This window comes from Micromonospora sp. NBRC 110037, assembly GCF_001652995.1.
Taxonomy (GTDB): domain Bacteria; phylum Actinomycetota; class Actinomycetes; order Mycobacteriales; family Micromonosporaceae; genus Micromonospora; species Micromonospora chalcea.
Window position 1 is genome coordinate 1,313,993 of record NZ_BBVA01000002.1, and the last position, 17,886, is coordinate 1,331,878.

General features: G+C 73.8%; 18 protein-coding genes. 13 read left to right on the plus strand and 5 right to left on the minus strand.

Annotated elements, in window-relative coordinates; genetic code table 11:
* The first annotated feature begins 222 nt into the window (after positions 1-222).
* The 13 genes from A4R25_RS04935 (at position 223) to A4R25_RS04995 (ending at position 13,059) form a co-directional block, all read left to right on the plus strand.
* Positions 223-1,620, plus strand: coding sequence for a class I adenylate-forming enzyme family protein (locus A4R25_RS04935; RefSeq protein ID WP_064446474.1), 1,398 nt, complete (start codon positions 223-225; stop codon positions 1,618-1,620).
* A gap of 180 nt (positions 1,621-1,800) precedes the next feature.
* Positions 1,801-2,064: an acyl carrier protein gene (locus A4R25_RS04940; protein WP_043323623.1), complete on the plus strand. Its 264-nt coding sequence runs from the start codon at positions 1,801-1,803 to the stop codon at positions 2,062-2,064.
* Entirely contained in the window at positions 2,064-2,309 is a 246-nt protein-coding gene (locus A4R25_RS04945; RefSeq protein ID WP_043323626.1) for a hypothetical protein, read from the plus strand. The genes A4R25_RS04940 and A4R25_RS04945 overlap by 1 nt, the downstream gene beginning before the upstream one ends.
* Positions 2,302-3,432, plus strand: a complete 1,131-nt coding sequence (locus tag A4R25_RS04950; protein WP_064445765.1) for a beta-ketoacyl synthase — start codon at positions 2,302-2,304, stop codon at positions 3,430-3,432. The genes A4R25_RS04945 and A4R25_RS04950 overlap by 8 nt, the downstream gene beginning before the upstream one ends.
* A 146-nt stretch (positions 3,433-3,578) precedes the next feature.
* Positions 3,579-4,019 carry a beta-ketoacyl synthase chain length factor gene (locus A4R25_RS04955; RefSeq protein WP_051610923.1) on the plus strand — a complete coding sequence of 147 codons (441 nt, stop codon included), beginning with the start codon at positions 3,579-3,581 and terminating at the stop codon, positions 4,017-4,019.
* Positions 4,016-5,635, plus strand: a complete 1,620-nt coding sequence (locus tag A4R25_RS04960; protein ID WP_064445766.1) for a class I adenylate-forming enzyme family protein — start codon at positions 4,016-4,018, stop codon at positions 5,633-5,635. Before A4R25_RS04955 ends, A4R25_RS04960 begins: the two co-directional genes overlap by 4 nt.
* A complete protein-coding gene (locus A4R25_RS04965; RefSeq protein ID WP_043323632.1) occupies positions 5,632-6,894 on the plus strand; it encodes a beta-ketoacyl synthase in 1,263 nt (420 codons plus the stop codon). The genes A4R25_RS04960 and A4R25_RS04965 overlap by 4 nt, the downstream gene beginning before the upstream one ends.
* A gap of 61 nt (positions 6,895-6,955) precedes the next feature.
* Positions 6,956-8,053, plus strand: a complete 1,098-nt coding sequence (hppD, locus tag A4R25_RS04970) for a 4-hydroxyphenylpyruvate dioxygenase (protein ID WP_043323634.1) — start codon at positions 6,956-6,958, stop codon at positions 8,051-8,053.
* Positions 8,050-8,973, plus strand: coding sequence for a phytanoyl-CoA dioxygenase family protein (locus A4R25_RS04975; RefSeq protein ID WP_043323636.1), 924 nt, complete (start codon positions 8,050-8,052; stop codon positions 8,971-8,973). Before hppD ends, A4R25_RS04975 begins: the two co-directional genes overlap by 4 nt.
* A gap of 2 nt (positions 8,974-8,975) precedes the next feature.
* Positions 8,976-9,773 carry a DUF3050 domain-containing protein gene (locus A4R25_RS04980; protein WP_013286631.1) on the plus strand — a complete coding sequence of 266 codons (798 nt, stop codon included), beginning with the start codon at positions 8,976-8,978 and terminating at the stop codon, positions 9,771-9,773.
* Positions 9,770-10,741, plus strand: coding sequence for a thiamine pyrophosphate-dependent dehydrogenase E1 component subunit alpha (locus tag A4R25_RS04985; RefSeq protein ID WP_064445767.1), 972 nt, complete (start codon positions 9,770-9,772; stop codon positions 10,739-10,741). The genes A4R25_RS04980 and A4R25_RS04985 overlap by 4 nt, the downstream gene beginning before the upstream one ends.
* Positions 10,741-11,706, plus strand: coding sequence for an alpha-ketoacid dehydrogenase subunit beta (locus tag A4R25_RS04990; protein WP_064445768.1), 966 nt, complete (start codon positions 10,741-10,743; stop codon positions 11,704-11,706). Before A4R25_RS04985 ends, A4R25_RS04990 begins: the two co-directional genes overlap by 1 nt.
* Positions 11,707-11,709: 3 nt before the next feature.
* On the plus strand, positions 11,710-13,059 hold the full coding sequence (locus tag A4R25_RS04995; RefSeq protein ID WP_064445769.1) for a hypothetical protein: 1,350 nt from the start codon (positions 11,710-11,712) through the stop codon (positions 13,057-13,059).
* A 147-nt stretch (positions 13,060-13,206) separates the two neighbouring features.
* Here the strand turns inward: A4R25_RS04995 and A4R25_RS05000 are convergent, their stop codons facing one another.
* Genes A4R25_RS05000 through A4R25_RS05020 form a run of 5 tightly spaced genes read right to left on the minus strand, consistent with a single transcriptional unit; the run spans position 13,207 to position 17,778 of the window.
* Positions 13,207-13,887: an SGNH/GDSL hydrolase family protein gene (locus A4R25_RS05000; RefSeq protein WP_064445770.1), complete on the minus strand. Its 681-nt coding sequence runs from the start codon at positions 13,885-13,887 to the stop codon at positions 13,207-13,209.
* Positions 13,888-13,928: 41 nt separating this feature from the next.
* The gene (locus A4R25_RS05005) at positions 13,929-14,561 is read right to left on the minus strand and encodes an HAD family hydrolase (RefSeq protein WP_064445771.1); all 633 of its coding nucleotides are present in this window, start codon (positions 14,559-14,561) and stop codon (positions 13,929-13,931) included.
* Positions 14,558-14,950, minus strand: a complete 393-nt coding sequence (locus tag A4R25_RS05010) for an MmcQ/YjbR family DNA-binding protein (protein WP_064445772.1) — start codon at positions 14,948-14,950, stop codon at positions 14,558-14,560. Before A4R25_RS05010 ends, A4R25_RS05005 begins: the two co-directional genes overlap by 4 nt.
* A gap of 36 nt (positions 14,951-14,986) precedes the next feature.
* Complete coding sequence (locus A4R25_RS05015; protein WP_064445773.1) at positions 14,987-16,207, minus strand: MFS transporter; 1,221 nt, start codon at positions 16,205-16,207, stop codon at positions 14,987-14,989.
* Positions 16,204-17,778 (minus strand): class I adenylate-forming enzyme family protein, encoded by a 1,575-nt coding sequence (locus tag A4R25_RS05020; protein ID WP_064445774.1) that lies wholly within the window; start codon positions 17,776-17,778, stop codon positions 16,204-16,206. Before A4R25_RS05020 ends, A4R25_RS05015 begins: the two co-directional genes overlap by 4 nt.
* Positions 17,779-17,886 lie beyond the last annotated feature (108 nt).

A 17,886-nucleotide genomic window follows, 5' to 3' on the forward strand; every position in this document is an offset into this window, starting at 1 on the left:
AGCCCGCGCGCACAGCATCCGGCGGCCGGCGGACTACCTTGCCGGCGTGGCCCCGATCCTGCCTGTCCGATCGAGCCTGAGCAATCCACCCAGCCGCTGTTTTGGATCTAGCCATTTGCATCTGGCGATGCAGAAGAGGGTCGTCGTAGGGTTCCGCCATACCCCGAACGACGTACCCGCTGGGCGGATCCGCCCAGTTCCTCATTGGAACGGTGGCTGGTCGTGACTGCACATCCCGTGGCGGAAGATCCTGCCTCGACGACGGTGGACTGGGTGGACGACATCCTGTTCACCGGCCGCGACACCGACGTCTGCCTGCGCCTGCCCGAACCGGTGGACAAGGGCACGCTGCGCCGGCTCGTCGGCGAGGCACAGGACCGGCTCGCCGAGGCCGGGCTGCGCGCCGGAGGCGCCGCCGCGCTGCGTCTGCCGCCCTCACTGGCGTACGTGGCGCACCTGCTCGCCACCTGGCGTACCGGCGCCCAGGCGGTGCTGCTCGACCACCGGCTCACCGACCACGAGGTCGACCAGGCGCTGCGCCGGCTCAGCCCGCAGGTGGTGGTCGCCCCGGTGCGCTCCGGCGGCGGCGCGCTGCGGATCTTCGTCGACGTCACCGCCGGCGTCAGCGCGTACTCCGACCGCCCGGCGGGCAGCCCGCACGCGGTGATCCAGCTCAGCTCCGGCTCCACCGGGCCGTCCAAGGTGATCGGCCGCACCGCCGCCGACCTGGTCGGCGAGGTGCGCCGCTACACCCGCATCGACGGCGTCGCGCTGCCCGGCGAGCGGATCATCCTGCTGCCCAGCATGGTGCACGTGCTCGGCCTGGTCGGCGGCCTGCTCTACGGGCTGCACGCGGGCGTCGAGCTGTGCCCGCCGGAACGGCTCAGCGGCGACGCGATCCTCGCCGCCGTGGCCGCCCAGGACACCCCGGCCACTGTGCTCGGCGTGCCGTTCCACATCGGGCTGCTCGCCTCCACCACACCGGCCGGGCCGCTGCCGCAGCTCAAACGCATGACCACCGGCGGCGAGCTGGTGAGCGCCGCCGTGGCCAATGCCTTCACCGACCGTTACGGCGTGCCGCTGGGCAACATGTACGGGATGACCGAGGTCGGCGTCATCGGCACCGACCTGTACGGGCGGCACCGCCCCGCCATCGCGCCCGCCCCCGGCATCGAGGTGCGCGAGCGTGACGGCGAGCTGTGGGTCAGCTGCCCCGCCAACCCGTACGTCGGACTGGCCGACCCGACCCGGTGGGCCGACGGCTGGCTGCACACCCGCGACGCCGGGGTGGTCGACCCGGACACCGGCCTGGTCACCATCAAGGGCCGGCTGGACTCGCAGGTGTCGGTGGGCGGCCTGAAGGTCGACCTGACCGAGGTGGAGGCCACAGTGGCCGGGCTGCCCGGCGTCGTCGCCGCGGTGGTGGTCTGGGACGACGGCATCACCGCGTACGTCCAGGCCGACGGCTCGCTGACCGAGGAGACGCTGGACAAGCTGATCGCCGAGCGGCTGGCCGGCTTCAAGCGTCCCCGCACGCTGCGGCTGCTCGACCAGATGCCCCGCACCACCACCGGAAAGCTGGTCCGGTCGGTCCCGGCGCTGCGGGACGCGGCGTCGTGACCGGACCGCTGTACGAGCCGCGCAACCGCCGGACTCCCGCCGGACGTCCGATCCACCCCGATTCCCGACCCGCCCCGGCCGAGCGGCGCGCCACCCGCGCGTCCGAGCCGGCCGGTCCACACGCACACGGTGTCCCGACCGGGCACCGTCAGCCGGTACACGGAGAAGAGGTCTGAACCCATGCGAGACCAGGTCCGCACTTTCGTCGTCGAACAGCTCGCCGACATGAACTACGACGTGGACGAGCTCGACGACGACACCACGCTCGGCCCCTCCGGCGTCGACCTGGAGTCGCTGGCCCTGGCCGACCTCGCGGTCCGCGTCGAGGACCGGTACGGCGTGAAGTTCGCCGACGACGAGTCGGAGAAACTGGCGCTGATGACGGTCGGCGAGTTCACCACGATGGTCGCCGACCGGGTGGCCGCGAACAGCGACAAGTCCTGATGTCCGGTCAGCCCGACCTGGGGCGAGCTGACCTGGTGAGCATGCTCGCCGAACTGACCGCGAAACCCGCCGACCAGGTGCCGGACCGGCTCGGCTCGATGGAGCTGGCCTGGCTGGTGCACATGGTCGAGCAGCGCCACGACCGCCGGCTGGACCTGAGCGACGACGAACTCGCCGGCATCCGCACCGTCGACGACGCGCTCGCGGTGTTCCGCGGCGCGCTTACCGCTCCCGCAGATGGCTGAGCGGGAAACCGTACGGATCACCGGCACGTACGCGCTCAGCGCCCTCGGCAGGGGCGCGGACGCGCTGCTGGCCGGGGTGCTCACCGGCGCCCCGGCGTTCGGACCGGTGCGCCGTTTCGACACCACCGGCCGCCGGGTCACGGTGGCGGCCACAGCGCCGGACGTCGGCACGCTCGCCGACGAGCTGGCCGACGCGATCGACGCCGCCGCCGGGGCCGCCGGACTGGACCGGGCCGGGCGCGCCGGGTCGGCGCTGTTCCTGGCCACCCACGGCGGGCCGCACTCGCTGCCCGTACCGCAGGGGCGGGACGCGCCGACGGTGCCGGCGCTGGCCGGTCACCTGGCCGCGCGGTGCGGACTCGGCGGGCGGACCCGGATCTACACCACGGCCTGCGTGTCGGCGAGCAGCGCGGTCGCCGACGCCGCCGCGCTGATCCGCCGGGGTGACCTGGAGCGGGTCGTGGTCGCGGCCGGTTACCTGGTCGAACCGGACCAGTACGCGCTGTTCGACGCCGGGCGGGCGCTCGCCGCCGACGGCGCGGTACGCCCGTTCAGCGCCGGCCGCAAGGGCCTGCTGCTGGGCGACGGGGTGGCCGCTGTGGTGCTGGAGTCGGCGAGTGCCGCCGCCCGGCGGGGCGCCGAGACGGTGGCGACGGTGGCCGGGTGGGGGCGGGCGGGGGACGCCTACCACGCGTGCCAGCCGCACCCGGAGGGGCTGGGGCTGGCCCGGGCGGTCGAGGCGGCGCTGCGCCGCGGCGGGCTGTCCCCGGACGCGGTCGGTTACGTCAACGCCAACGCCACCGGCACCCCGTTCAGCGACGCCTCCGAGGCGGCGGCGCTGACCCGGGTGTTCGGCGACGGCGCCGGGCGGCTGCCGGTCAGCTCCACCAAGTCGGTGCACGGGCACGCGCTGGAGGCGTCCGGGCTGCTGGAACTGCTGGTCACCGTGCTGGCCCTGCGGCACGGCAAGCTGCCGGTCACCGCCGGCTGGCTCGGCCCGGACCCGCAGTGCCCGCTGGACGTCATCCGCGACGCCCCCCGCCCCGCGCGCACCGCACACGCCCTGACCCTCAACGCCGCCTTCGGCGGCGCCAACACCGCACTCCTGGTGAGCACCTCATGACCGCCTCCACCCCCAGCCCTCCGCGATCTTGCACTTCCGGCCCCGGCGAAACGGGCACAACGCCCGCCGAGAGGGCACCAACCGCAAGATCGCGCAACGACGCGGAGGCGCGGTGGCCCGAGGACGGGGACGAGGGGCCGGCGGGGGTGCCGGGGTTTGTGCACTCGGCGTTCGCGCCTCTCGTGGTGGCGGTCGCCGAGCGGTGCCTCGCGCGGCGCTACGGCACCGGGCCGCTGCCGCCGGGCAACGGCACGGCGGTGGTGCTGGTCAGCGCCGGCGGGGACACGGCCAGCGCGGCGCACGTCCGGGCCGCGGTGGACGCCGGTGACCGGATCGGGCCGCTGTTCTTCTTCCAGTCGGTGCCGAACAGCGTGGCCGGGCACGTCGCGGCGCGCTGGGGACTGGACGGGCCGGTGGTGTGCCTGAGCCCGACCGGCGACCCGCGGGCCGAGGGGGAGGCCGAGGCGGACCTGCTGCTGCACGACGGCGACGCCGCACAGGCGTTGCTGATCCTGATCGAACTGGCACCGGACGGTACGCCGGGCGAGGCGACCGCGGTGCTGCTGGGGGAGGGAACACGTCAATGAGGACGAAGGGACTGCGCGGCGCGCTCGCAGCCGACGCGGAACTGGGCGCGGGCAACGTGCTCGCCCGGGTGCTGGCCCACGGCGCCGACCCGGACGGGCCGGGGCTCACATTCGACACCGAGGTCGACGGCCACCCGGCCGAGACCCCGCTGACCCTGGGCCGGCTCGACCGGATGGTCGCCGCCCGGGCGGCCTGGCTGCACGAACGCGGGGTGAAACCCCGCGACCCGGTCGCCGTCTGGGCCGGTAGGGCCGCCGACATGGTGCTGTCGTTCCTGGCGCTGACCCGCCTCGGCGCCATCCCGGCGCTGATGAACGGCAGGCTGCGCCCCGAGATCGCCGCCGAGTACATCCGCCGGCTGCGCGCCGCCGGGGTGCTCGCCGACGCCGCGCACGCGCAGGCGCTGGCCGGGCACGACCTGGGCGCGCCGATGCTCGGCGAGCCCGCGCAGGCCGGGACCGGCGACCCGGACGCGGCGCCCGCGCACTACCGGCACCACCCGGACGACCCGATCGTCATCACCCACACCTCCGGCACCACCGGAGTGCCGAAGGCGGTGCTGCACTCGCACGCCAGCCTGTTCGCCGCGACCCGGCACCTGCTGTCCATGCCGCAGGCGCAGGGCACCACGCGCATCCTCAACGCGCTGCCCGCCCCGCACACCGCCACCGTGCTGATGGTCAACCAGGCGCTCGGCAACCGGGCGGAGATGTTCCTGCTCTCCGAGCAGGGCGGCGAGCGGGTGCTCGACGCGATCCAGCGGTGGCGCCCCGACGGCGTGTTCGGCTTCTCCGTCACCTGGGCCGAGCTGGCCCGCTTCGACCTGTCCGGCTACGACCTGGACTCGGTGCGGCTGTGGTTCAACACCGGCGACTGCTCGCACGAGCCGCACGTACGGCGGCTGGTCGCGGTGGGCTCCCGCGACGTGGTGACCCGTCAGGGCGTGACCCGGGTACCCGGGTCGGTGTTCATCGACGGCCTGGGCTCCAGCGAGATGGGCCACTCGATGTTCCACATCACGCACACCTCCGACACCGACAGGTACGGCCGCTGCGTCGGCCGCCCGTACCGGTTCACCAAGGTCGCGGTGCTCGACACGGACGGCAACGAGCTGCCGCCCGGGCAGGTCGGCTGGCTCGGCATCGACTCGCCGTCGCTGTTCCGCGGCTACTGGAACGACTCGGTCACCACGTACCGGTTCCGGCTGCGCGGCTGGTACCTCACCGGCGACCTGGTGTACGCCGACGAGGACGGCCGCTACTACCACCTGGACCGGGCGGTCGACTCGGTCGAGGCGGGCGACGGCAAACGGTTCTTCACCGCGCTGTCCGAGGAGCGCATCCTGGCCGCCAGCCCCGACGTGACCGACTGCACCGTGGTGATCGTCAAGGCGGACGACGGCACGGTCACCACCGACGTGCTGCTGGAACTGGCCGCCGGCGCCGACCCGGACGCGGACCGCACCGAGCGGATCCGTACCGCGCTCGGCCCGGACGTGGGCGCCACGCTGCGCCGGATCGTCCCGGTACGCGCCGACGACATCCCGGTCACCGTCACCGGCAAGGTACGCAAGGTGGCGCTGCGCGAGCGCTATCTGACCGAGGCGCCGTCGTGACCGCCGTCGTCACCGGCATGGGCCTGTTCACCCCGGCGGGGCGCGGCGTGGCGGACACGTTCGACGCGCTGCTCACCGGCCGCTCCGGACTGCGCCGGCCGCCCGAGGGACACCCGGCGGCGGGCAGCCTGGAGGTGGCCGGCGTGCTGCCGGACATCGACCCGCGCAGCGTCGCCTCCGGACCGGAGACGAAGGTGCTCGACCGGGTGGTGCTGCTCGCCCTGATCACCGCCGCCGAGGCGCTCGCCGACGCCGGCATCGAGGTGGGCCGCGACGTCGACCCGGAGCGCATCGCGGTGATCGTCGGCGGCGTCGGTGGCATGTCCACCCTGGAGGGCCAGGTTCTCGCCCGGGCCGCCCGCGGCCGGGCGGCGGTCAGCCCGTACCTGCTCACCGGCATCCTGCCGAACATGCCCTCGGCGCGGATCGCCATCGCGCACGGCATCCGCGGTTACAGCTCGTCGGTCGGCACCGCCTGCGCCTCCGGCGCCCAGGCCGTCGCCGACGGGGTACGCCTCATCCGCTCCGGCGAGGCCGACGTGGTGGTGTGCGGGGCGAGCGAGGCGCCGCTGTTTCCCACGTTCGCCGACACGTTCGGCAACGCCCGGGCGCTGGCCCGGGGCTGGGACGAACCCACCGAGGCGAGCCGCCCGTTCGACAAGCGGCGCAACGGGTTCGTGCTGGCCGAGGGCGCGGCGCTGCTGGTGCTGGAGCGCGCCGGGCACGCCGACGGTCGGGGCGTGCGCGGCTACGCCGAGGTCGCCGGTTTCGGGGCGAACACCGACGCGTACCACCCGACCGCGCCGCGCCCGGACGGCGCGGGAGCGGCCGCGTGCATGCGCCGGGCGCTGGCCGCCGGCGGGATCGGGCCGGGCGACGTCGGGTACGTCAACGCGCACGGCACCGGCACCAAGCTCGGTGACGTCGCCGAGACGATCGCCCTGGCCGAGGTGTTCGGCCTCGGCGGCGTCCCGGTCAGCTCCACCAAGGCGCTCACCGGGCACCTGCTCGGCGCATCAGGGGTGCTGGAGGCCGCCGCCACCGCGCTGGCGCTCGACAGTGGCCTGCTGCCGCCCACCTACCACCTGGACGACCCGGACCCGGAGTGCGAGGCGGACCACGTCCGCGCCGTGCCCCGGCCCACCCGGGCCGACCACGCGCTGACGAACTCGTTCGGGTTCGGCGGCCAGAACGTCAGTCTGCTCCTGCGCCGGCTCTCCGGGCCGGCCCGCCGGGCCGCCACCCCGGCCGCCGGCTGACCGGACTCCAGTCCCGGGCGTCCGTCCGGGTCGCGATCACGGGGGGGAACAGGGGAAGCCCATGACCATCAACGGGATAGACCATCTCGAACTGTACGTGGGGGACGCCCGGCAGGCGGCCTTCTACTTCGACAACGCCGTCGGTTTCCGGCTGCGCGGGCAGGGCGGGCCGGAGACCGGGCTGGACGGGCAGCGTTCGCTGCTGCTGGCCCAGGCCGGCATCCGGCTGCTGCTGACCACCGGGCTGTCCGCCGAGCACCCGGCGGCCACGTACGTGCACCGGCACGGCGACGGCATCGCCGTGGTGGCGCTCGCCGTCGACGACGCCGCCGGGGCGTACGCGGAACTGGTGGAGCGCGGCGCGACACCGCTGAGCCCGCCGCGCACCTTCACCGGCGCGGACGCCGAGGTCGTGGTCGCCGAGGTCGGCGGTTTCGGCGACGTGGTGCACCGCCTCGTCCAGCGCAGCGGTGACCCGGAGGTGTTCCTGCCCGGCGTGATCGAGCCGGTGGCCGCGCCGGACGGCGACGAGCTGCTGGCCGAGGTGGACCACTTGGCCGTCTGCGTACCGCCGGGGCAGCTCGACGAGATCGTCGCGCACTACGAGAAGGTGTTCGGCTTCGCCGACATCTTCACCGAGCACATCGAGGTCGCCGGTCAGGCGATGAACTCCAAGGTGGTGCAGAGCCCGTCGGGGAAGGTCACGCTGGTGCTGCTGGAGCCGGACACGAGCGCCCGGCCCGGCCAGATCGAGGACTTCCTGCGCTGGCACGCCGGCGCCGGAGTGCAGCACCTGGGGCTGCGCACCGACGACATCGTCACCGCCGTCGGCGCGCTCGCCGGGCGCGGGGTGCGGTTCGCCAGCACGCCCGGCGCCTACTACGACGGCCTGGAGCAGCGGGTCGGCCGCCTCGACGCGCCGGTGGACCGGCTGCGCGAGCTGAGCATCCTGGTCGACTCCGACCACGACGGGCAGCTGCTGCAGATCTTCACCGAGTCGATGCACGTGCGCCGCACCCTCTTCCTCGAACTCATCGAGCGGCGCGGGGCGCGCACCTTCGGCAGCGGCAACATCAAGGCGCTCTACGAGGCCAAGGAACGCGAGCTGGCCGCGGCGGGGGCGACCCCTGCTGCCGCGGCCGGAGGGGTAGGGGCATGACCACCATCGATCCCGGGCTGACCGCCGAGGAGGAGGCGCTGCTTCCCTCCGACGAGGACGTCCGGCACTACGCCGAGCACGGCTGGTACCTGTCGAAGAAGCTGCTCACCGACGACGAGGTGGACGAGCTGGTCGCCGCCACCGACAGCTACTACGCCGGGGAACGCGACCGGCGGCTGCCGGTCCGGCCGCCGAAGCTGGCCTACTGGGAGCCGGCCAAGGGCGACGTGCAGCGGCACAACGACTACGTCCACCACGAACACGACGGCATCGCGCGCATCCTGCGCAAACCGCTGATCGGGGCGGTCGCCGCCCGGCTGGCGCAGGCCACCGAGATCCGCATCTTCCAGTCCACGCTGATCTGGAAGCCGCCGATCGCCGGTGAGCCGTCGAACATCGTGCCCTGGCACTTCGACAAGCACTACTGGGCGTCCTCGTCGTCGGAGAACATGCTCACCGCGTTCATCCCGTTCCACGACTGCGGCGAGGAGATGGGCACCATCACCATGGTCGACGGCTCCCACCGCTGGCGGGAGATCGGCGCCGACGACACGGTGGTGCGGCACTTCGCCGACCGGGACCGCGACCAGCTCGAAGTCATGCTCGCCGAGAACGCGGCGTACAACGGGGCGACGATCCGCAAGATCCCCATGGTGATCCCCAAGGGACACATGAGTTTCCACCACTGCCGCACCTACCACGGCAGCGGTGCGAACGTCAGCGGACGGCCCCGCCGGGCCATCTCGCTGCACCTGCAGGACGGCGACAACGCCTGGCGGGAGTATCCGCTCTCCGACGGCACGCTCGCCGCGTACAACCACGACGTGCTGGTCCGCCGCACCCACGAGGGCCGGCCGGACTACGCGGACCCCGATTACTGCCCGGTCATCTGGCGCGACCGCGCCCAGCAGGGAGGCTGACAATGTCACGGTACGACTGGGGTAAGACGCACCCGGGCATCGAGCGACTCGAGCGGGCGGTGACCGAGCGCCGCGACGTGGTGGTCAAGCACCCGCTCTACGCCAACCTCGACACCCACGACGCGCTCGTCACGTTCATGGAGCACCACGTCTTCGCGGTCTGGGACTTCATGTCCCTGCTGAAGTCGCTGCAGCGGCAGCTCACCTGCGTCACGGTGCCGTGGATCCCGACCGGCCCGACCGGCAGCCGCCGCCTGATCAACGACATCGTCATGGTCGAGGAGAGCGACGAGCTGGGCGACGGCTACATCAGCCACTTCGAGCTGTACGTGCAGGGCATGACCGAGGCCGGCGCCGACACCACGGCCGTGAACAAGCTCGTCGACCTGCTGCGCGACGGCACGCCGGTCACCGAGGCGCTGGGCGCGGCGGGCGTACCCGCGGCGTCGGCCGCGTTCGCCGGCACCACCTGGCGGATCATCGAGACCACCCCGGTGCACTGCCAGGCCGCGGCGTTCGCGTTCGGCCGCGAGGACCTCATCCCGGAGATGTTCACCCAGGTCGTCGCCGTCAACGAGCGCAGCAACCGGCTCAACAAGTTCGTCGACTACCTGGAGCGGCACATCGAGGTCGACGGCGAGCAGCACACCCCGATGGCCATGCAGATGCTGGCCGACCTGTGCGGCGACGACGACACCAAGTGGCAGGAGTGCGCCGACACGGTCAACGCCGCGCTGGCCGCCCGCGCCCGACTCTGGGACGACATCCTCGCCGCCGTCAAGGAGGGCCGTCCGGCGTGACCGGCTCCGACCCGCTCCGGCTCTACCGGGCGGTCCGGCTGATCCGCCGCTTCGAGGAGCGCGCGATCGAGCTGGTCCGCGCCGGACAGATCGTCGGTGGCATCCACCCGTACCTCGGTCAGGAGGGGATCGCCGCCGGCGTCTGCGCGGCGCTGGACCGCGAGGACCTGGTCACCGGCACCCACCGCGGGCACGGGCACGTGCTCGCCAAGGGCGCCGACCCGGCCCGGATGCTGGCCGAGCTGTGCGGCCGGGTCACCGGGCTCAACCGGGGCCGGGGCGGGTCGATGCACGCCGCCGACTTCGGCGTCGGCGTCCTCGGCGCCAACGCCATCGTCGGAGCCGCCGGCGCGATCCTCACCGGAGCGGTGTGGGAGCGCCGGCGGCGCGGCGCCGACATCGTCGGCGTCACCTTCTTCGGCGACGGCGCGGTCAACGAGGGCATGCTGCTGGAGGCGTTCAACCTGGCCGCGCTCTGGCGGGTGCCGGTGCTGTTCGTCTGCGAGAACAACGGCTACGCCACCACCATGCCGGTCGAGGGCGCGGTCGCCGGCACCATCGCCGGGCGGGCTGCCGCCTTCGGCATGCCGGCGGCCGCCGTCGACGGGCAGGACCCCGAAGCGGTACGCGAGGTCACCGCCGCCGCCGTCGCGCGGATGCGCGCCGGCGGCGGCCCCGAGCTGGTCGAGGCCCGCACCTACCGCTTCGACGCCCACCACACGTTCGAACATCAGGTACGCCTCGACTACCGGCCGCCGGAAGAGGTGGCCGAGGGCCGGTCCCGCGATCCCGTCGACATCGCCGGAGCGCGACTCGACCCGGCGGTACGGGCCGAGGTGGACGCCGCCGTCGAGGCGGAACTGGACGCCGCCGTCGAATACGCGCTCGCCGGTCCGCACCCCGACCCGGCGACCGCCCTGGACCACCTGTACGCCAGCGGGCTCACCGCCCGGACCGGAGGTGGCTGATGCCCCGGCTCTCCTACCGCAGGGCGCTCACCCGGGCGCTCGCCGACGAGATGGCCCGCGACGAGTCGGTCGTGGTGCTCGGCGAGGACATCCGGGTGGCCGCCGCGAACGTCACCACCGGCCTGCTGAAGAAGTTCGGCCCGGAACGGGTACGCGACACCCCGCTGTCCGAGCAGGCGTTCACCAGCTTCGCCACCGGCGCGGCGCTGGCCGGGGCCCGCCCGGTGGTGGAGTTCCAGATCCCGTCGCTGCTGTTCCTGGTCTTCGAGCAGATCGTCAACCACGCGCACAAGTTCCCGCTGATGACCGGCGGCCAGTGCGCGGTGCCGGTCACCTACGTGGTGCCCGGCTCCGGCTCCCGCACCGGCTGGGCCGGGCAGCACTCCGACCACCCGTACGCGTTGTTCGCCCACGTCGGGGTGACCACAGTCGTACCGGCCACCCCGGCCGACGCGTACGGGCTGCTGGTCTCCGCGATCCGCTGCGACGACCCGGTGGTGGTCTTCGCCCCGGCCGGCGCGCTGGACCTGCGCGCCGACGTCACCGACCTGACGCCGGTGCCGCTGGGCCGCGGGATCGTCCGCCGCCCCGGCGCCGACGTGACGGTGGTGGCCGTCGGGCACCTGGTGCACGACGCGCTCGCCGTCGCCGAGGAACTCGCCGGGCAGGCGTCGGTGGAGGTCTTCGACCCCCGCACGCTCTACCCCTTCGACTGGGACGGCCTGGTCGAGTCGGTGAGCCGCACCGGGCGGCTGGTGGTAGTCGACGACGGCAACCGCTCCTGCGGCATCGCCGGGGAGATCATCGCCACCGTGGTCGAGCGGGTCCGGCTGGCCGCGCCACCCCGGCGGGTCACCCGCCCCGACGGTGCCGTGCTGCCCTTCGCCCCGGCCCTGGACCGGGCCGTGCAACCCGGCCGCGACCAGCTCACCGCCGCCATCCAACTGACCCTCAAGGACGGATGAACGATGGACCCGAACTACACGTGGCCGCCACTCGGCCAGGCGTGGACCGACCTGCCCGAGTCCACCCGTACCGCGATGGTGACCACCGGCGCCGCGGCCTGGGAGAAGATCTTCCACGGCCGGGCCACGTACAACAAGCAGTGGCGGCTGGCCCGCCCGCCCGTCTTCACCGCCGACGCGTTCGGCGAGCTGAACGAGGTCTGCGACCGCATCGCCCAGCTCATCCTGGAAGCCTGCCGGCGTCGCGCGCGTACCGCCGGTGAGCTGCAACGGCTCCTCGACGTGCCGGAGGGGGAGACCCGGCTGCTCGACCCGGACGAGGAACTGCACGAGGGGCTGCTCGCCGCGTACCGGCCGGACGTGCTGTTCTCCGGCGGCGTGCCGTGCATCGTCGAGTACAACATCGACAGCAGCCTCGGCGGCGGCTTCGACGCCGACACCGTCATCCAGCGGTACGCCGAGCTGTACCGTACCCATGACCTGCTCGACGGCGCGCGGCCCGCGCCGTCCCTGCTGGACCAGCGGTTCGCCGCCATCCGGGACACGCTCGGCCTGGCCGACGGCGCGCGGGTGGCGCTGCTGATGGACTTCGACGCCGACTACCCGGGACTGGACGACCCGGAGACGTTCATCCGGATCCTGTCCCCGCTGATCGACCAGGCCCGCCCGTTCGGCATCGACCTGGTCATCGCCCCGGTCGCCACCGCCGGCCTGGACGCGCAGAGCCGCCTGGTCGTCGGCGGCGCCCCGGTGGACGCCCTGTTCCGGCTGTTCGTGCCGAACCGGGTCACCCCCAGCCCCGGCCTGGACGCGGTCGCCGGCGCGCTCGCCGCCGGCACGCTGCCGATGTTCGTCAGCAGCGCCGCCTGGCTGCTCAGCAACAAGCTCAACTACGCCTGGCTCTGGGAGGACCTGGACCTGCTGCCGGAGGACGACCGGACGCTGATCCGCCGGTACGTGCCGCACACCGTCGCGCTCACCGCCGACCAGCTCGACCGGGCGCTGGCCGAACAGGCCGACCTGGTGGCCAAGCCGGCCGGCGGATCGGCCGGGCACGGGGTGCTGATCGGCCGCGAGATGACGGCTGTCGCGTGGGCGGACGGGGTGCGCGCGGCGATCGCCGAGGGCGGCAACATCCTGCAGCGCTACCACGAGGCGGACCGGGTGGCGATGGACTTCGTGCAGATCGAGACCGGTGAGACGGTCACCGCCGATGTCCCGTACAGCCTCGCCCCGTACCTGTTCGGCCGCACCGGTTCCGGCGCGCTGGCCCGGGTCGGCTACCCGGGCTGCGACGAGGTCCTCAACCTGGCCCGAGGCGTCCTCCTGACCGGCATCCTCCTTACCGACTGACCCCCTCCCCGCCTGCCCGCTTCGTTGATCAAGGAGTTCGTGTCCTCATCGGGGCGCGTTACCGACCCCAAACTCCTTGGTCAACAACGTGGATCCGGGCCGAGGGCGCCGGGCGCGGGTAAGGGGGAGGGGGAGGGGAGGGCGCGGTCAGGGGTGGGGGAGGTGGGTGGCCAGGACTCTCAGGGTTTCGGCTGTGGCTATCGCGTCGCTGCGGGCGCTGCCGTGCCGCCCGTCGCTGCTGTACAGCGACGGGTCGGCCACCAGCGGATGGTCGGTTAGGTGCACGTGCAGCGTCCCCAGCCGCTCGGCCACGCCCCGGGTGTGCCGCGACAGCCGGCGCATCCGCTCGCCCAGGCCCGCGCGCAGCGTCTCCGGCACGGCTGGGCTGTGCGAGACGTCGAACATGCCCACAGTGATCACGTCCGCCCCCGCTTCCCGCAGCGCGGTGATCATGGCGGTCAGCTCGGCGTCGACCGCGTCCGGGTCGTAGGCGGACCGGAACGCGTCGTTGCCGCCGCACACCACCAGGGCCAGGTCCGGTGCGAAGGCCAGCGCGTCGGCCAGCTGGGCCGCCCGCACCTCGTGCGCGCGCAGCCCGCGCCGGCCCAGGTTCAGGTACGCCAGCTCCGGCCGGACGGCGCGCAGCTCGGCGGCGATCCGGTCGGCCCACTGGAGGTCCGGGTAGCCGTCGGCCGGCTCGCACAGTCCTTCCGCGACGCTGTCGCCGAGCACCACGAACCGGTGCCACGGGTGCCCGCGCAGCAGCTCGGTGGCCTCGCCCGGACGCAGGCACCACGGATCAGTCGCCTCGGTCAACGTCGATGCCATGATCGGCAGGCTAGCCGAGCGCCCGGCGCGGGAAAAGGGGCTCAGCTCAGCAGGGCCAGCAGTTCGCCGGGCCGGGTCAGGTTGAGGTCGGCCGGTTCGGCCGGATCGTACTGATGGCCCCACGCGGCGGCCACCGCCACCGCGCCGCTGCTGCGGGCGGCGCGCAGGTCCAGCGGCGAGTCGCCCACGTACGCGGCCCGGCCGGCCGGCACGCCGAGCCGCCGGCAGGCCACCTCGACGCCCTCGGGCGCCGGTTTGGGGCGGGTGACCTGGTCGCCGCCGAGCACGACCCGGAAGTGACCGAGCAGGCCGACCCGGTCGAGCATGATCTCCGCCGCCCGGTGGCTCGCGCCGGTGAACACGCCCACCGGCACCCGGGCGGCGAGGTCGGCGAGCATCTCCGCGACTCCGGGGTAGACGCTCACCCGCCCGGCCGTCGCGGCCAGTTCGGTGTGGTAGCGGTCGAGGTCAGCGGCGGTGGCGGGGCGCCGGAGCAGGTGCGTCAGCAGGTCGGACGGTGAGCCGATCGAGTAGCCGGCGATGACCTCGGCGTCGGTGTACGACGGGCCGCCACCGGCCCGCACCGCCGCCCGGTACGCCGCCGGCACCACTTCGTGCGACTCGATGAGCGTGCCGTCCATGTCGAAGACGACGGCGTCCACCGGGCGGCTCACGCGGCCCCGGCCCGGTGCGCGGCGGCGAGCCGCTTCGGCGCGCGGGCGTGCCACGCCTCGGTGATCAGCTCGGTCAGGTCGTCCACGGCGATCCGGTCGAGCCGGACCAGCACCGCCGGGTAGCCGTCGAGGTGCGGCGTGGTGAAGTAGACCGCCGGGTCGTCGGCGAGCAGCGCCTCCTTGGCGCCCAGGTCGGGCACCCGGGCACCGAGGATCGGGCCGTCCGGCGCAGCGTCGCCGAGCGCTTCGAGGTCGCTGCGGCGCAGCGGCCGGTCCCAGACGAACATCTTGTCGCGCACCCGCCAGGCGGGCAGGTCGTCGTACGAGCCGCGCTCGGTGGTCTCCGGCAGGGCCAGCGCGATGCGCCGCACGTCGTCCCAGGTCGCCATGGCCCCGACCCTACCGCCGCCCACCGACACCCCGGCTCAGACCGGTGTGGGGGTCGCCGGTTCCGGGGCCGGGCGGCGGGACGCGCGGGTCAGCAGCAGCGGTCCCACGGTCAGCACCAGGCAGACCACCGACATCACCAGCAGCGCCGGGGTGAGGTCGAGCAGCGCCACCGACCAGCCGCCGAGCAGCGCGCCGACGGGCAGGCCGAGGAACGCCACCGACCCGGAGATGCCCAGCACCCGGGTCTGCAGCTCGCCCGGCACCCGTTGGTAGAGCGCCGCGCCGAGCAGCGGGTTCACCGCCGCGATGCCGATGCCGGACAGGAACGTCACCACGAGCACCACGACCAGGTCGTCGCTGAGCGCCAGCGCGAGCAGCCGGGGCGCGCCGCTGAGCGTCAGCCCCACCGCGAACGTCGTCCCGGCGGGCAGCCGGGTGCCGAACATCGTGAACAGCACGTTTCCCAGCAGCGCGCCGCCCGAGAACACACCGAGCAGCAGGCCGAAGCCGGCCGGGTCGCCGAGCACCTGGTTGACCCAGAGCGGGATCCAGACCGCGACGCTGGCGTTGGCGAACATGTTCGACACCGAGACCACGATCAGCATGATCATCAGCGTCCGGTCGGTGCGCAGGTACGCGAAGCCGCCGCGCAGCGCCCGCAGGTAGCGCTCCCGGGGTGCGGGTTGCGCCGGCGCGGGCGGCCGGACCAGCACGCCGATGAGCAGCGCGCAGACCGCGAACGTGGCCGCGTCGATCCAGATGGCCCGGGTCAGCCCGACCCAGTCGATGAGCAGTCCGCCGAGCACCGCGCCGAACAGCGTCATGCCCCGGGCCAGGCCGTCGTAGGCGCTGGTGAGCCGGATCAGCGGCACCCCGGCCCGCTCGGCGGCCGGTTTGAACAGTACGTGCTTGACCCGGTCGCCGATGCCGCGCAGCCCGCCGGCGACCGCCACCAGGACCAGCAGCGTGCCGAACCCGAGCCAGGGGGCCAGCGCCACCACCGCCATCGCGACGGCGCTCGCCGCGTCCACGAACACGGAGGTACGGCGTACCCCGAAGCGGTCCGCCCACGGCGTGGCCAGCGCGCTGGAGAGCATGTACGGCAGCGTCTCCGCCGCCGCGACGAGTCCCATCTTGGTGGGGCTGCCGGTGGTCTCCAGCACCAGCCAGGGGATGGCCACCACGGAGATCCGGGTGCCGAGGTTGGACAGCAGGTCGGCGCCGACCAGGGTGTACAACTCCCGGCGCGGGTTCATGCCGAGCTGCCGATCACGGTGCCCAGCGTGTCGGCGTCGGCGGGATGCGCGGCGGCGTACCGGGCCCGAAGCGCCCGTTTGTCCACCTTCGCGGACCGGTTCAGCGGCAGCGCGTCGACGAACTCCACGGCGCCGGGCGCCCACGTCTCGCTCAGCTCCCGCACCACCAGCGCGATCAGCTCCTCGCCGGTCACCGACGCGCCGGGCGCCGGCACCACGTACGCGTACGGCAGCTCACCGGCCACCGGGTCCGGCACGCCGATCACGGCGGCGGCCCGCACCTCGGGGTGGCCGGCGAGCACGTCCTCGATGGGGCGGGAGTAGATCGGCCAGCTGCGCGCCCGGGTGAGGATGCGGTCCTGCAACCGGTCGACCAGGTAGAGGTAGCCGTCGGCGTCGAGGTGGCCGATGTCGCGGGTGCGGACCCAGCCGTCGACGAGCGTCTCCGCGGTCAGCTCCGGCCGGCCGTGGTAGCCGGCGAAGCTCAGCTTCGTCCGGACCCACACCTCGCCGTCGGCGCCGGGCGGCAGCACCTTGCCGTCGGCGTCGCGGATCTCCACCGTCACGTCGCCGTACGGGCGGCCGCAGGAGCGCAGACGCTCCGGGTGCTCCGGGTCCTCGGTGAGCCCGGGCAGCGCGCAGATGACCACCGCCTCGCTGAGGCCGTACACGATGCGCAGGCACGGGCCGAAGCGGGCGATGGCCTGGCGCAGCCGGGCGGGCGCGGCGGGCCCGGCGCCCACGTTGAACATGAACATGGCGGAGAAGTCGGCGCCCGGCAGGTCGGGGTGGTCGAGCACCTCGTAGAGCATCGGCGGGGTGACGAACGTGGAGGTGAGCCGCTCGGCGTCCACTGTCGCGATGAACGCGGCCGGGTCCCACTGGTCGCGCAGGAACAGCACGCCGCCGGTGAACAGGTTGAACAGCGTGGTGATCTGGCCACTGGCCAGCCACATCGGTGAGTGCGACAGGTGCCGCAGCAGCGGGAACCCGGCGCCCCGGAAGTCGGCGGCCAGGGCGAGGATCTGCCGGTAGAAGCTCTCCCGGTGGTGCACCAGCTTCGGCGTGCCGGTGGTGCCGCTGGTCTGCAGGAACGACTCCGGCGCGGGCGCGTCGGCGGGCAGCTCCGCGGCCGGCTCGCCGGCCGTCGCGGTCAGGTCCGGTCCGGCGCCGCCGGGGCCGAGGCAGAGCACCGGTACGCCGGACAGCCCGGCCGCGATCTGGACCGCCTGCGGGTCGCGCGGGTCGTACACGAACGCCTCCGGCGCGGACAGCGCGACGAACTCGTCGACCTCCCGCCGCGAGGTCACCGGGGCGACCCACATGCTCCGGCAGCCCAGCAGGTGCAGCGCCAGTTGCAGCAACGGACCCTCGTCCGTGTTGCCGAGCATCACCAGCACGGCCGCGCCGGGGCGTACCCCGTGCCGGCGCAGCGCGGCGGCCAGGCCGCGCACCCGCGCGGCGACCTGGGGGTAGGTGAGGCGGCGTCCGCCGCCGACGAGCGCCTCCCGGTCGCCGAAGCCGGCGAAGAGCTCCAGCGCCTCGTGCACATAGTTCGGCCGGTCGGTCATCGGGCAGCCCCCATCATGGTCCGCGAGCGGCGTCCGGCCAGGTCAGGGCCGGGACATGACGGCAGGTGCCAGGTCGGCGACCGCACCGCCGCCAGCTTCCGAGCCTAG

Coding starts and splice junctions, on each gene's coding strand:
- A4R25_RS04940 (WP_043323623.1), top strand. CDS start 1,801: ATGCGAGACCAGGTCCGCACTTTCGTCGTCGAACAGCTCGCCGACATG.
- A4R25_RS04945 (WP_043323626.1), top strand. CDS start 2,064: ATGTCCGGTCAGCCCGACCTGGGGCGAGCTGACCTGGTGAGCATGCTC.
- A4R25_RS04950 (WP_064445765.1), top strand. CDS start 2,302: ATGGCTGAGCGGGAAACCGTACGGATCACCGGCACGTACGCGCTCAGC.
- A4R25_RS04960 (WP_064445766.1), top strand. CDS start 4,016: ATGAGGACGAAGGGACTGCGCGGCGCGCTCGCAGCCGACGCGGAACTG.
- hppD (WP_043323634.1), top strand. CDS start 6,956: ATGACCATCAACGGGATAGACCATCTCGAACTGTACGTGGGGGACGCC.
- A4R25_RS04975 (WP_043323636.1), top strand. CDS start 8,050: ATGACCACCATCGATCCCGGGCTGACCGCCGAGGAGGAGGCGCTGCTT.
- A4R25_RS04980 (WP_013286631.1), top strand. CDS start 8,976: ATGTCACGGTACGACTGGGGTAAGACGCACCCGGGCATCGAGCGACTC.
- A4R25_RS04990 (WP_064445768.1), top strand. CDS start 10,741: ATGCCCCGGCTCTCCTACCGCAGGGCGCTCACCCGGGCGCTCGCCGAC.
- A4R25_RS04995 (WP_064445769.1), top strand. CDS start 11,710: ATGGACCCGAACTACACGTGGCCGCCACTCGGCCAGGCGTGGACCGAC.
- A4R25_RS05000 (WP_064445770.1), bottom strand. CDS start 13,887: ATGGCATCGACGTTGACCGAGGCGACTGATCCGTGGTGCCTGCGTCCG.
- A4R25_RS05010 (WP_064445772.1), bottom strand. CDS start 14,950: ATGGCGACCTGGGACGACGTGCGGCGCATCGCGCTGGCCCTGCCGGAG.
- A4R25_RS05015 (WP_064445773.1), bottom strand. CDS start 16,207: ATGAACCCGCGCCGGGAGTTGTACACCCTGGTCGGCGCCGACCTGCTG.
- A4R25_RS05020 (WP_064445774.1), bottom strand. CDS start 17,778: ATGACCGACCGGCCGAACTATGTGCACGAGGCGCTGGAGCTCTTCGCC.